Origin of the sequence: Streptomyces sp. NPDC093089, assembly GCF_044754405.1 — a bacterium.
In the GTDB taxonomy this organism is placed as follows: domain Bacteria; phylum Actinomycetota; class Actinomycetes; order Streptomycetales; family Streptomycetaceae; genus Streptomyces.
In genome coordinates, this window is the sequence record NZ_JBIVPA010000021.1 from 1 (window position 1) to 12,857 (window position 12,857).

13 protein-coding genes and 1 pseudogene are annotated in these 12,857 nt (G+C 72.2%); 7 read left to right on the plus strand and 7 right to left on the minus strand.

The features are described 5' to 3' along the window. Positions 1 to 88: 88 nt before the first annotated feature. Together ACIQFX_RS35460 and ACIQFX_RS35465 are read right to left on the minus strand one after the other, a co-directional pair. Complete coding sequence (locus ACIQFX_RS35460) at positions 89 to 628, minus strand: GNAT family N-acetyltransferase (protein WP_402471880.1); 540 nt, start codon at positions 626 to 628, stop codon at positions 89 to 91. Positions 629 to 797: 169 nt separating this feature from the next. After that, positions 798 to 1,373 (minus strand): TerD family protein, encoded by a 576-nt coding sequence (locus ACIQFX_RS35465; RefSeq protein WP_362564016.1) that lies wholly within the window; start codon positions 1,371 to 1,373, stop codon positions 798 to 800. A 186-nt stretch (positions 1,374 to 1,559) separates the two neighbouring features. On the opposite strand from ACIQFX_RS35465, the gene arfB reads away from it, so the two are divergent. Beyond that, positions 1,560 to 1,997, plus strand: a complete 438-nt coding sequence (gene arfB, locus ACIQFX_RS35470; protein WP_402471883.1) for an alternative ribosome rescue aminoacyl-tRNA hydrolase ArfB — start codon at positions 1,560 to 1,562, stop codon at positions 1,995 to 1,997. A gap of 118 nt (positions 1,998 to 2,115) precedes the next feature. On the opposite strand, the gene ACIQFX_RS35475 is transcribed toward arfB, so the two are convergent. Continuing rightward, on the minus strand, positions 2,116 to 2,682 hold the full coding sequence (locus ACIQFX_RS35475; RefSeq protein WP_402471885.1) for a flavin reductase family protein: 567 nt from the start codon (positions 2,680 to 2,682) through the stop codon (positions 2,116 to 2,118). Positions 2,683 to 3,009: 327 nt separating this feature from the next. Between ACIQFX_RS35475 and cdgB the strand changes: the two genes are divergently transcribed. Continuing rightward, on the plus strand, positions 3,010 to 4,722 hold the full coding sequence (cdgB, locus tag ACIQFX_RS35480; protein WP_402471888.1) for a diguanylate cyclase CdgB: 1,713 nt from the start codon (positions 3,010 to 3,012) through the stop codon (positions 4,720 to 4,722). A 72-nt stretch (positions 4,723 to 4,794) separates the two neighbouring features. Continuing rightward, entirely contained in the window at positions 4,795 to 5,751 is a 957-nt protein-coding gene (locus ACIQFX_RS35485) for a CBM35 domain-containing protein (RefSeq protein WP_402471891.1), read from the plus strand. A 41-nt stretch (positions 5,752 to 5,792) separates the two neighbouring features. Here ACIQFX_RS35485 and ACIQFX_RS35490 read toward each other — a convergent pair whose 3' ends face one another. The 3 genes from ACIQFX_RS35490 to ACIQFX_RS35500 all read right to left on the minus strand — a co-directional run bounded on the left by ACIQFX_RS35490 (position 5,793) and on the right by ACIQFX_RS35500 (position 8,969). After that, the gene (locus ACIQFX_RS35490) at positions 5,793 to 6,719 is read right to left on the minus strand and encodes a 1-phosphofructokinase family hexose kinase (protein ID WP_402472129.1); all 927 of its coding nucleotides are present in this window, start codon (positions 6,717 to 6,719) and stop codon (positions 5,793 to 5,795) included. 145 nt (positions 6,720 to 6,864) lie between these two features. Next, positions 6,865 to 8,019, minus strand: a complete 1,155-nt coding sequence (gene nagA, locus ACIQFX_RS35495) for an N-acetylglucosamine-6-phosphate deacetylase (protein WP_402471893.1) — start codon at positions 8,017 to 8,019, stop codon at positions 6,865 to 6,867. Next, entirely contained in the window at positions 8,019 to 8,969 is a 951-nt protein-coding gene (locus ACIQFX_RS35500) for an ROK family protein (RefSeq protein WP_402471895.1), read from the minus strand. Before ACIQFX_RS35500 ends, nagA begins: the two co-directional genes overlap by 1 nt. A 200-nt stretch (positions 8,970 to 9,169) precedes the next feature. Between ACIQFX_RS35500 and ACIQFX_RS35505 the strand changes: the two genes are divergently transcribed. After that, positions 9,170 to 10,453 (plus strand): extracellular solute-binding protein, encoded by a 1,284-nt coding sequence (locus tag ACIQFX_RS35505; protein WP_402471897.1) that lies wholly within the window; start codon positions 9,170 to 9,172, stop codon positions 10,451 to 10,453. A gap of 64 nt (positions 10,454 to 10,517) precedes the next feature. Here the strand turns inward: ACIQFX_RS35505 and ACIQFX_RS35510 are convergent. Beyond that, positions 10,518 to 11,383, minus strand: a pseudogene (locus tag ACIQFX_RS35510) (RNA-guided endonuclease InsQ/TnpB family protein); the annotation flags it as partial. A gap of 17 nt (positions 11,384 to 11,400) precedes the next feature. On the opposite strand from ACIQFX_RS35510, the gene ACIQFX_RS35515 reads away from it, so the two are divergent. The 3 genes from ACIQFX_RS35515 to otsB all read left to right on the plus strand — a co-directional run bounded on the left by ACIQFX_RS35515 (position 11,401) and on the right by otsB (position 12,827). Further along, positions 11,401 to 11,550, plus strand: coding sequence for a FitA-like ribbon-helix-helix domain-containing protein (locus ACIQFX_RS35515; RefSeq protein ID WP_402471898.1), 150 nt, complete (start codon positions 11,401 to 11,403; stop codon positions 11,548 to 11,550). 86 nt (positions 11,551 to 11,636) lie between these two features. Continuing rightward, positions 11,637 to 11,927, plus strand: coding sequence for a DUF3263 domain-containing protein (locus tag ACIQFX_RS35520; RefSeq protein WP_402471900.1), 291 nt, complete (start codon positions 11,637 to 11,639; stop codon positions 11,925 to 11,927). A 57-nt stretch (positions 11,928 to 11,984) separates the two neighbouring features. Further along, complete coding sequence (gene otsB, locus ACIQFX_RS35525) at positions 11,985 to 12,827, plus strand: trehalose-phosphatase (protein ID WP_402471902.1); 843 nt, start codon at positions 11,985 to 11,987, stop codon at positions 12,825 to 12,827. Positions 12,828 to 12,857: the final 30 nt, after the last annotated feature.

Sequence of the window (12,857 nt, forward strand, 5' to 3'; positions counted from 1 at the left end):
GCCGGCATCTGGCACAACTGGACCACCGACGCCGCAGTCAAACGCTCACTGATCGCCTACGACCACTGAATACATCGGACTCATTCATCTAGGGGGTGTCCTCCCGGGCGAGGGACCTGCGCATCACCACGCACGGACGGCCGTGGGCGAGGTCGGGGCGGCGGGCGGTCTCCTCGTAGCCGAGGGAGGTCCAGAAGGCGAGGGCCTCGGGGTTGTTCTCCAGGACGGCGAGCTTCAGCCCGGTGCGGCCGGCGGCGCGGAAGCGGTCCTCGACGTACGTGGCGAGCCGGCGGCCGTGGCCCGAGCGCCGTTCGTCCGCGTGGACCATGAGGAGCCCGAGCCACGGGTCGGGGTCGGCCGGGTCGGGATGGCGGCCGAGGGTGACGGCGACGGCCACGAGGCGGCCCTCGGAACGGGCGAGCAGCACCTCGGCGGTGGGCTGGGCGAGGTCGTCGGCGAGTGCGGCCGCGACCTGTTCGGGCCGGATGTCGGACGGGTCCGGGAAGTCGCCGGTGAGCTGCTGGAACTCCTCGTTCGACGCGTACAGCGCGGTGAGTTCGGTGAGCAGCGTGCCGGGGAGGGCGGCGCCGTCCTCCAGGGCCTTGGGGGCGAGGGCTTCGACGATCACGCGGGAAAGGGTAGAGCCCCGGCCGGGATTCCCGGCCGGGGCTCTATCGTCGTGCGACGGATCAGGCGTGTGACCGATCAGTGGCGCGACCCGTCACGCGACGCGTCAGGCGTGCGCCGGAACGGTCGTGCGCCGGAACGGTCGTGCGCCGTGTCAGGCGTGCGACGGATCAGAGGTTGACGCCGAAGTCGCGGGCGATGCCCTCCAGGCCGGAGGCGTAGCCCTGGCCGACGGCGCGGAACTTCCACTCGGCGCCGTTGCGGTAGAGCTCGCCGAAGACCATGGCGGTCTCGACGGCCGCGTCCTCGGAGAGGTCGTAGCGGGCGAGCTCGGCGCCGCCGGCCTGGTTGACGATGCGGATGTACGCGTTGCGCACCTGGCCGAAGTTCTGCGAGCGGGCGACCGCGTCGTAGATGGAGACAGGGAAGACGATCTTGTCGACGTTCGGCGGGAGGGCCGCGAGGTTGACGTTGATCTGCTCGTCGTCGCCGCCGCCCTCGCCGGTGCGGTTGTCACCGGTGTGGACGATGGTCTGGTCGGGCGTCGACTTGTTGTTGAAGAAGACGAAGTGCGCGTCGGACGCGACCTTGCCGGCGGCGTCCACACCGATCGCCGAGGCGTCGAGGTCGAAGTCGGTGCCGGTGGTGGTGCGGACGTCCCAGCCGAGGCCCACGGTGACGGCGGCGAGGCCCGGGGCCTCCTTGGTCAGGGAGACGTTGCCGCCCTTGGACAGGCTCACAGCCATGGAAAGTCCCTTTCATCGTGATGTCGTCGCCTGGAGAAACGCGTGCGCGGCTCCGGCGGTTCCCGTGCGGATTCCCGTCCGGTGTCCCGTGCGGGTGCCCGCCCGGGTTCCGTCCGGTCTCCCGCAGGGTTTCCCGCTGGGTTTCCGCCGAAAACAGGATGACTCCCATGGCCCCCTGCGGGGAACATGGAGGGCATGTCCGGTCCGTATCCCATCCGCGGCTCCGTCTCGCTTCCCGAGGCCGAGCTCCAGTGGCGTTTCTCGCGGTCGTCGGGGCCGGGCGGGCAGCACGTCAACACCAGCGACTCGCAGGTGGAGCTCCGCTTCGACCTCGCGGCCACCGAGTCGCTCCCCGAGGTGTGGAAGGCGCGCGCCCTGGAGCGCCTCGCCTCCCGCCTGGTCAACGGCGTCGTGTCGGTCCGCGCCTCGGAGCACCGCTCCCAGTGGCGCAACCGCGAGACGGCGGCGGTGCGCCTCGCCGCGCTGCTCGCCGAGGCGACGGCCCCGCCGCCGAAGCCCCGCCGGCCGACGAAGATCCCGCGCGGGATCAACGAGCGGCGGCTGCGCGAGAAGAAGCAGCGCTCCGAGACGAAGAAGACCCGGCAGTCCCGCGACTGGAGCTGAGGGCACCACGGGGGACGTGCCTACGGGGACGCGGCTCCCGGGACGCGCATCCAGGGACACGCATCCAGGGACACGCATCCCGGAGCCCGCCCGGCGCCCGTACCGGCACCCCTACGACCTACGACAAGTGGCGGTACTTCCCCTGGAAGTACGTCAGCGGGCCGTTCTCCGAGGCCGGGGGCAGGGTGGCCGTCAGGACGCGGCCCACGACGAGGGTGTGGTCGCCGGCGACGACGCGGCTCTCGGTGCGGCACTCCAGGGTGGCGAGCGCGCCGCCCATGAGGGGGGCGCCGCTCTCCTCGCCGCGGGTGTGGGGGAGGTCGGCGAAGAGGAGGCGGTCGCTGACGCGGTTCTTCATGGCGAAGCGGCCGGCGACGTGCCGCTGGTCCTCGGCGAGCATCGAGACGGCCCAGACGGGGACGTCGGTGAGCAGGTCGTCCATGCGGGAGCCGTTGCGCAGGCTGACCAGGACGAGGGGCGGGTCGAGGGAGACCGACATGAAGGCGGTGGCCGTCATGCCGACGTCCTCGCCGCGCGGGCCGTCGTCGGGGTCGTGCGCGGTCACCAGGACCACGCCGGACGCGAGGCGGGACATGGCCGCCCGGAACTCGTCGTTGCTCACCCCCTCAGCATGGGGGATGGCCAGGTCGGACACGGGGGGCGGGGCGGGGGTCTTCTGCAGCACACCAGCACGCTATTGCGGTGTCGGCGTCCGCCGCATCGGGCCCGGGGACCAGTCCGGCACCCCTCGCCGGACCTAGGCCCCGTCCGAGGCCCTGTCCGAAAAGCGCCGTCCGGGGCGCGGTGGGCGGCCCTTCGCGCCCTATGGCGGGAGGCCTCAGGGGGAAAGGTGCGACCCGCCATGATCTGCTGTGACTTGAGTCACAGAGGCCAGTATTTGCTGACCCTGTGTACCGGGTGCGCAGCTCGCTGTGATTCAGTGGCAGTGACAGTGCACACGTAGCCGATGAGAACCCTGGAGTTGCTGTCGAGGTCTCGGGGAGAGCGAGCGATGGAGACCGAGTCGGAGCCGTACGTCCGTCTCTCGACCCTGCGGCAGCTGCATCAGGTCGTGGCGGACCTCAACACTGCGCGCAGCCTGGCGGACACCCTGCAGACCGTCGCCGACGGTGTCGTCGCGGGCCTCAACTACGAGCTGGCCTGCGTCAACCTCGTACGCCCCGACGGTGACCTGGTCGTCGCCGCCTTCGCCGGAAGCTCCGCCGCCGAGGCCCTGATCACCGGCCGGGTCGGCTCCCGTGCCTCCTGGGATCGACGCCTGTCCATGGGGTCGGCCTGGGGGGACCTGCGGTTCATCCCGCACACCGAGGGCTGGGTGCTGATGGAGGACGACGTCCCCCAGTGGCACACCGACGGCCCGGCGCCCCGCTTCGAGGACGAGTGGCACCCGCACGACCGGCTCTACGCCCCGATGTACGCCTCCGGCTCCGGCCGCGAGCTCCTCGGCGTCATATCCGTCGACCGCCCGCGCAACGGCCGGCACCCGGGCCCCTGGGGCCAGGAGGCGCTCCAGATGTACGCCTCCCAGTCGGCCATCGCCATCAGCAACGCACGCCTCCGCTCCAACATGCAGCGCGCCCTGGTCCGCCTGGAGCGCGAGCAGCAGGCCCTGCGGGCCAGCGAGGAGTCCTTCCGGCAGGCCTTCGAGTACGCCCCCTCCGGCATGGCGATCGCCGAGATGGGCGGCGACCAGCACGGCCGGCTGCTGCGGACCAACGACGCCCTGTGCCGGCTCCTCGGTCGGCCCGCGTCCGTGATGCGGCGCTACTCCTTCGCCGACCTCGTCCACCCCGAGGACATCGGCACCCTGCTCAGGACCTCCGCCGAGGGCGGCCGGGCCGAGCTGCGGCTCGGGCGGCGCGACGGCACGTACGTCTGGGTCTCCCTGCGGAACTCGGTCGTCGCCGACACCGCCGACGGGCCGCGCTTCCTCCTCACCCACGTCGAGGACATCGAGGAGCGCAAGCGGCACGAGCTCCAGCTCGCCCACCGCGCCTCGCACGACGCCCTCACCGGCCTGCCCAACAGCGCCGAGCTGCGCTCCCGGCTCTCCGCCCGCATCTGCGAGCGCCCGTCGGCGCCCGGGGACGAGGCCGCGTACGGCGCGTACGACTCCGCCCGGGACGGCGGCTACGCGACCGGCCACGAAGCCTCCTACGACACCGCCTACGACTCCGGGTACGAACCGCAGCCGTACGAGCACGAGCACGAGCACGGCTTCGGGTTCGAGCCGGCGGGCGGCGCCGGGCCGTACGACCACCACGTCCACGCGGTCGCCCCCACGGGCGGCGAGGTCGACGACGGTACCAAGGGGCTCGCGGTCCTCTTCTGCGACCTCGACGGCTTCAAGTCGATCAACGACCGGTTCGGCCACCACACCGGCGACGCCGTCCTCATCGAGGTCGCGCGCCGGCTCACCACCGGCGTGCGGGACGGCGACACCGTCGCCCGGCTCGGCGGTGACGAGTTCGTCGTCCTCGCCGACGGCCTCGGCGCCGCCGACGCCGCCGACCTGGCCGTACGCCTCCGCAACGCGATCATCCCGCCGATCCGGGTGGACGGGCGGGCGGTCCGCGTCGGCGCCAGTTTCGGCATCGGATGGGCCGAGTGCGGGATGACCGTCGAAGAGGTCCTGAACTCCGCCGACCAGCGGATGTACGTGGAGAAGCGCTCCCGTGCCAAGGTCCACCGGCGGGCGGGCTGAGCCGAGCGCTCGCCCGTTCGGGGTAGGCTCGGCCGGTCGGCGACGGCCGACGAGCATGGAGAGGTGACCCGGATGGCTGCCGGTAACGACGGCGCGAACAAGCCCGAGGACGAAGATCCGTTCGGCTATCTCTACGCGGACGGCCAGGCAGCGGGCGCCCAGCCCCCGCAGGGCGGTGGCTACGGCTACCCCGGCCCCGCCCCCGCCCAGCCCGGCGTGCCCCGGACCTCGTACAACCAGGTCAGAACGGTCGGCGAACGCCAGTACGGCCAGCAGCAGCCGTACGTCCCGCCGCAGCAGCAGGCCCCCTACGGCCAGCCGCAGGCGCAGTACGCCGCGCCCGAGACCTACGGCGGCCAGCAGACCCGCCAGTCCCCGATCCCGCCCCAGCGCGGCGGCGGCTCCGGCCGCGGCCCCAACACCCGCGGCCTGCTGATCGGCGCCGTCGCCGTCGTCGCGGTCGTCGTCGTCGGCATCGCCGCCGCCGTCATCACCAACTCGGGCGACAAGGACAAGGACAAGCGGGCCGGCGGGACCACCCCCACGGCCACGTCCTCCCAGGTCTCCGAGACGCCCAGCACCGAGCCGAGCGCCGAGAAGACTCCGGAGGAGCTCCCCAAGCAGGACGCGGCGACGCTCATGCTGGGCGGTGTGGCCACCACGGGGACCGACGTGAAGGGCGCGAAGGGCACGAACGGCGCCTACGTGAGCTTCAACGGGGCGGGCGGCTCCGCGAGCTGGTCGGTCGACGTGCCGAACACCGGCGAGTACACGCTGCGCATCACGTACAGCGTGCCCGGCAAGGACGCCAAGACCTCGCTGACGGTCAACGGTGAGACGCCGCGCGCCCTGAACATGTCCAACTTCGCGAAGGCCGCCGAAGGCGACTGGGAGAAGGGCTGGACCTACACGTACGCCTACGTGAACCTCAACAAGGGCGCCAACGCGCTCAAGATCTCCTGCGAAGCGGGCGACACCTGCGAGGCGATCCTCGACCAGGTGTACCTGGAGGCCGGCCACACCCGGTAGGCGACCGTCGGGGCCTCCTGATCGGGCGGCCCCGCGAAGCCTCAGGCGGCTTCGGGCTCCTCCGTGACCTTCACCCGCGGCAGTAGTTCCTCGTAGGCCGCGGCGTCGTATTCGCCGGCGACCGGGGAGAGGACGGTGGCGGCGGAGAGGGCGACGGCTCGGGCGAGGCGTTCGGGCCAGGGGGTGCCGTCGACGAGGCCGGCGAGGAGGCCGGCGACGGCCGAGTCGCCGGCGCCCGTCGGGTTGCCGCGGACCGGGGCCGGCGGGGCCGCGTGCCAGAGCCCTTCGGGGGTGGCGGCGAGGAGGCCCTCGGGGCCGAGCGAGGAGATCACCGCGTGGGCGCCGCGGCGGCGGGCGTCGCGGGTGGCGCGGCGGGGTTCGCGGGAGCCGGTGAGCTGGGCGAGTTCGTCGGTGTTGGGTTTGACGAGGTCGGGGCGGGCGGCGATGCCGCGGCGGAGGGGTTCGCCGCTGGTGTCGAGGAGGACGGGCACGGCGGCGGCGCGGGCGAGCCGGACGAGTTCGGCGTAGGCGCCGACGTGGATGCCGGGCGGGAGGCTGCCGCAGAGCGCCACTGCCCTTGCCCCGTCGAGGAGTTCGGTGAAGCGGGTGCGGAAGGCGGTCCACTCGGCGGGTGTGACGGCCGGGCCCGGTTCGTTGAGCTGTGTGGTGTCGCCGGTCGCGGCGTCGACGACGGCGACGGTGCGGCGGGTGGGGCCCGCGGTCTCGACGAGCTCGTCGCGTACGGGCGTCGCCGCGAGCTGCTCCCGCAGGGTCGCGCCGGTGGCGCCGCCCGCGAAGCCGGTGGCCACCGTCTCGTGGCCGAGGGCGGCGAGCACCCGGGCGACGTTGAGGCCCTTGCCGCCGGGGCGTTCGATGACCTGGGTGACCCGGTGGGAGGCGTGCGGCACGAGGGCGGGGACCCGGTAGGTCAGGTCCAGTGCCGTGTTGAGGGTGACCGTCAGGATCACCTGTCCCACCCCCGTACTCCGTACTCCTCGCTCCGTACTCCGTGGGGAGGCTGTGGAACGACCGCTTCGACGGGCACTGATCATGCCAAACGAAAGGCGATCGGCCCAGACCCCCGGACCGACCGCCCTCGCGCATGACTCCTGATCAGACCGTTGCGGCCGCCGTCGGGTCGACGATCCACTCGCCCTTGCGCATGACGCCCTTGAGGTCGAAGTCGGCGTCGAGGACGACGATGTCGGCGTCCTTGCCGGGTTCCAGGGAGCCGACGCGGTCGTAGGCGCCGAGGAGGCGGGCGGGGTTGGCGGAGATGGCCTGGACGACGGATTCGACGGGGAGGCCGTCGATGGTGACGGCGCGCTTGAAGGCGCGGTCCAGGGTGAGGGTGGAGCCGGCGATGGAGCCGCCCTCGACGAGGCGGGCGACGCTGTCCTTCACCTCGACCTCCAGCGGGCCGAGCATGTAGCGGCCGTCGCCGAAGCCGGCGGCGTCCATGGCGTCGGTGATGAAGGCTACGCGCTCGGGGCCCGCGTGGTGGAAGGCGAGCTCCAGGGCGGCGGGGTGGAGGTGGGTGCCGTCGTTGATGAGCTCGACGGTGATCCGCTCGTCCTCCAGGAGGGCGGCGATCGGGCCGGGGGCGCGGTGGCCGAGGGCGGGCATCGCGTTGTACAGGTGCGTGGCGACGGTGGCGCCGGCGTCGATGGCCGCGACGGTCTGCTCGTACGTGGCGTCGGTGTGGCCGATGGCGGCGATCACGCCGTGCTCGGCGAGGAGGCGTACGGAGTCGAGGCCGCCGGGCAGTTCGGTGGCGAGGGTGACCATCTTGGCCTGGCCGCGGGCGGCGTCGATCAGCTTGCGGACGTCGGCCGGGTCGGGGTCGCGGAGCAGCGTCTCGTCGTGGGCGCCCTTGCGGCAGGGGGAGATGAACGGGCCCTCGAAGTGGAGGCCGGCGAGCTCGCCCTGCTCGGCGAGTTCGGAGAGCAGTCCGGCCCGCTGGGTGAGGAAGTCCATCTCGCCGGTGACGAAGGAGGCGACGACGGTGGTCGTGCCGTGCAGGCGGTGGGTGTGGACGCCCTTGAGGACGTCGTCGGCGGTGCCGGAGGTGAAGGAGGCGCCGCCGCCGCCGTGGTTGTGCATGTCGACGAAGCCGGGGACGAGCCAGTGGCCGGTCAGGTCGACGGTCGGGGCGCCCTCGGGGGAGGAGCCCGCGATGCGGTCGCCCGCGACGATCACGCGTCCGTTCTCGACGATCCCGGTGGGCAGCACGACGTGTGCGCCGGCGAGAACCTTGTGATCGGCCATCAGGCGGAAACCTCCGAGTCGGTGGGGGGCTGGTCGGCGAGCAGGTCCCAGGCGAGGAGGCCCGCGCCCAGGCATCCGGCGGTGTCCCCGAGGGCCGCCGGGACGATGGCGGGCAGCTTCTGGAACGTGACTCGCTCCTCCACCGCGGCCCGGAGTGGTGTGAACAAGGTTTCCCCGGCCTCGGCGAGACCGCCACCGATGATCAGGGTGCGGGGGTCCAGCAGGGTGAGGGCGGTGACGAGCCCGTCGGCGAGGGCGTCGACGGCGTCCTGCCAGACCCGTACGGCGGTGGCGTCGCCGGATTCGACGGCCTTCGCGCAGTCGGCGGCGTCGGCGTCGGGGTCGCCGCTGGCGGCGGCCCAGGCCTGGGAGACGGCGGAGGCGGAGGCGTAGCGCTCCAGGCAGCCGCGCTGGCCGCAGCCGCAGTCGGTGCCGCCGGGGCGGACGACGATGTGGCCGATCTCGCCGGCGTAGCCGTGGGCGCCGGCTTCGATGCGGTCGCCGATGCCGATGGCGCCGGCGATGCCGGTGCCGAGGGGGACGAAGAGGAAGCGGTCGGCGCCGTTGCCCGCGCCGATGCGGCCTTCGGCGAGGCCGCCGGTGCGCACGTCGTGGCCGAGGGCGACGGGGATGCCGTCGAGTCGGCCGCTGAGGAGTTCGCGCATGGGAACGTCGCGCCAGCCGAGGTTGGCGGCGTAGACGGCGATGCCGTTCTCGGCGTCGACGATTCCGGGGACGGCGACTCCGGCGGCCGCGGCGGGCTCGCCGTACCGCTCCTGGCCGAGGGCGCGGAGGTCCTCGGCGAAGCCGAGGATCGTCTCGACCACCGCCTCGGGGCCGCGCTCGCGGCCGGTGGCGCGGCGGGCCTCGTGGAGCAGGGTGCCGTCCGCCCCGACGAGGGCGGCCTTCATGCCGGTGCCGCCCACATCGAGGGCGATGACGTGTCTCACGGGGGACAGTCTGTCGCGCGACCACCCAAAAGGTCTAGTCCACTGCCGAGGATTGTTACGTACGGATACAAATTCGAGCCCCGTGCCGAGTTGCGGAAGTGATACCCAAGTGGTGTAGACCTCATGCCCGGCCCGCGAGAGACTTACGGCCCTGCGAAGAGCGAACACTCCGCTCGGCGCAGCTCAACGACGAGCAAAAGGTGGATGAAGCCGTGGAGCGGCGACGATTCCTTGGACTGACCGCGGCCGCCGCCGCCCTCGGACTGACCGGCACGGTCGCCGGGTGCGGCTCCCTCGGGGGCGACTCCGGTGACGTGACCCTCAGACTGGTCGCCGCCGAGTACGACCTCACCGGTGGGGACTCCACCAAGAAGTACTGGACCGACCTGGTCGCCGCCTTCGAGGCGAAGCACCCCGGCGTCACGGTCGAACTCCAGGTCGAGTCCTGGGACGACGTCGACCGCAAGGTCTCCGAGATGGTCGCCGCCGGCAACGCCCCCGACATCGCCCAGATCGGCGCCTACGCCGACTACGCCGCCGCAGGCAAGCTGTACGCCGCCGACGAGATCCTCTCCATACCCGTCCAGGCCAACTTCCTCGCCCCGCTCGTCGCCGCCGGCGAGACCGAGCGGACCCAGTACGGCCTCCCCTTCGTCGCCTCCACCCGGCCCCTCTTCTACAACCAGGACCTCTTCGACCGGGCCGGGCTGGAGGCCCCCACGACCTGGGACGAGCTGGCCGCGGCCGCCGAGAAGCTGAAGGACGAGGGCGTCCCCACCCCCTTCGCGCTGCCCCTCGGACCCGAGGAGGCCCAGGCCGAGACGCTCATGTGGCTGCTCAGCGGCGGCGGCGGCTGGACCGACGCCACCGACCACTACGCCGTCGACTCCGACGCCAACATCCGCACCTTCGAGTGGCTCCGGACCCAGCTCGTCGGCAAGGGCCTCACCGGCCCCGTCGCCCCCGGCAAGCTCAACCGCAAGGCCGCCTTCGCCGCCTTCGCGCGCGGCGACGTCGGCATGCTCAACGGCCACCCCTCGCTCGTCAAGGAAGCCACCAAGAAGGGCGTCAAGGTCGGCCAGGTCCCCCTGCCCGGCGCCGACGGCACGCCCAAGACCTCCATGGGCGTCGCCGACTGGATCATGGGCTTCAAGCAGAACGGCCACCGCAGGGAGATCGGCGACTTCCTCAACTTCGTCTTCAGCGACGAGAACGTCCTCAAGTTCGCCGGGGACAACGACCTGCTGCCCGTCACCGTCAGCGCCTCCACCCGCATGGAGACCGACCCCGAGTACGCCAACCTGCGCGCGTTCCTCAAGGGCCTCCCCAACGCCCAGCTCCCCCCGGTCGGCAAGACCTCCTGGGCCAAGGTCAGCGAGAACGTCAAGCAGAACATCGGCAAGGCCGTCGCCCCCGACGCCAAGCCCGCCGCCGTCCTCGGCGCCATCGGCCGAGCGGCGACCGCGGCGGAGTCCGCCGAGTAATGAGTTGGTCGTTCGACTGCTCCCCCTCCTGAAGGACGGGGGTTCCTGGCTCACTTCGCCTGCGGACCGGCGGTCCGACAGGTCTTACGAGATCAACGCCGGCCGGGTACGAGACCAGCCTGGACGAGCATCACGCTGGCGGAGTTCTTGTCCCTCGGTCGGGAGACTCCGCACGCGGTGCACGTGTGGGTGCGTTCGGACAGCGGCAGCGCGTGCTTGGCTCTCGCTCCGCAGTCTGCGCAGTCCATCGTGGTGTGCGCGGGGGAGATCGTGTGCGTCGCTGGTGGTGGTGGCGGTTTCCTTCACACCCCAGTCGATGCCGATCGCCGCGCCCGTGGCGAGAAGTGGTTCGGTCTCGGTGGCGACAACGAACGAGGCGTACCAATGCCCGAGGCTGTCGCGGTGGACGCGCACGCTGGACGGGGTGGAAGGCAGTTCGCGCGACCACACCACGGTGACGGCGATGCCGCCCGCCAGGTGCAGACGGCCGTCCTTCAATCGGAAGCCGCGTCGGGTGTACTCAAGCGTCGGGGCGCTCTCGCGCTTCTTCTTGTACTTCGGCATCCCCGCCCGCTGCCGCATGGGAAGCCGGGCCTTGATGTCCTTGAGCGCTTTGGCGCGGGACTTTCCGAAGTCGCGGATCAACTGCTGTCGCGGAACGCGGGCGCCGTCGCGAAGCCACTCGTTCTTGGCGCGTGCCGCGGTCAGCATTTTCGCGAGCTGAACCGGGCCGCACGTCGACTTGTCCGCGCCTTCGGGTAACGCCCGGTTGTTCTGGTGAGTCTGCTTGGACTTGGCGACGGACTCGTTCCAGATCCACCGGCATCGCGACCGCTCCGCGTTCAGCGCGGCCCTCGCGCTGGACGACACGCGGAGGCGATAGGTAAACCGGGCGTGCCCGGCCTCTCTCACTTCCTTTAATGTCGCCATGATGTCAAAGTGGCATCATGGTTCGTTTCGCACTCCGCATTCCCGAAGACCTCCACGCCCGTCTCGTCGCGCAAGCGGCTGCGGACCGCAGGTCGATCAATGCCGAGATCCTGTACTTGCTGGAGGGCGCGCTGCCCGCTCCGGCGGCAGACGACGAATCACCCTGACGGCGATTCGCCCTTCCCAGCCCTGCTCCACAGGTGCTTCGTTTCCTCCCCCACCTAGAGGTGGGGGTATCCACGAAGGAGTCCGGATGACCACCGACGACGCCCGGGAACCGGCTGACGACGTAGCCGACGCCGACTTCGACGGCGATGGCGGTGGGCTCGGAGAGCGTGAGCAGGCGCTTCTCGCCCTCGAAAGCCGCTCCTGGCCCGGTCCCGGCGCCAAGGAGCGGGCGGTCCGTGAGCGGCTCGGCCTCTCTCCGACCCGCTACTACCAGCTGCTGAACGCGTTGCTCGACGACCCGCGGGCGCTCGCGCACGACCCGGTGACGGTCAACCGGCTGCGCCGGGTGCGGGAGGAGAGGCAGCGGCGACGGTAGGCGGCCCTCGTGCAGGCCCCGCTGACGGGACGGCCGTACGTCGGTAGGGTCGGGAGCATGGTCAGCAGCCTTCCGCACCCGGCCACGTCCTCCGGCCGCGACGGTCTGGCCGCGCTGCTCGCGCGGCCGGCGAAGGCCGTCGTCGCCCTCGACTTCGACGGCACGCTCGCCGAGATCGTCGCCGACCCCGAGCAGGCGCGCGCGCACCCTGGTGCCGTGGCGGCCCTCGCCGCCCTTGCCCCCGAGGTCGCCTCGATCGCCGTCGTGACCGGCCGCCCCGCCGGGGTCGCCGTCCGCTACGGCGGCTTCGCCGGCGTCCCCGGCCTTGAGCACCTCGTCGTCCTCGGGCACTACGGCGCCGAACGCTGGGACGCCGTCACCGGCACCGTCCACGCCGCCGCCCCGCACCCGGGCGTGGCCTCCGTCCGCGCCGAACTCCCCGGCTTCCTGGACCGGGCCGGGGCCTGGCCCGGCGTCTGGATCGAGGAGAAGGGCCGGGCGGTCGCCGTCCACACCCGCCGGGCCCTCGACCCGGAGGGCGCCTTCGAGGCGCTCAAGGGCCCGCTCGGCGAGCTCGCCACCCATCACGGGCTCGTCCTGGAACCCGGCCGCATGGTCCTTGAGCTGCGGCCGCCCGGCATGGACAAGGGCGTGGCGCTCGCGGAGTACGTACGGGAGGTGGGCGCGGGGTCCGTGCTCTACGCGGGCGACGACCTGGGCGACCTGCCGGCCTTCGCGGCGGTCGAGAAGCTCCGTTCCGACGGCACCCCGGGCGTCCTGGTGTGCAGCGGCTCCACCGAGGTCCCGGAGCTCGCCGAGCGTGCGGACCTCTCCGTCCCGGGCCCGGCGGGCGTGGTCGCGTTCCTCACGGAACTGGCGAGGGCGGTACGGGAGGACTGAGAGGCCCGGCATGCCGCGAGGGCGGTACGG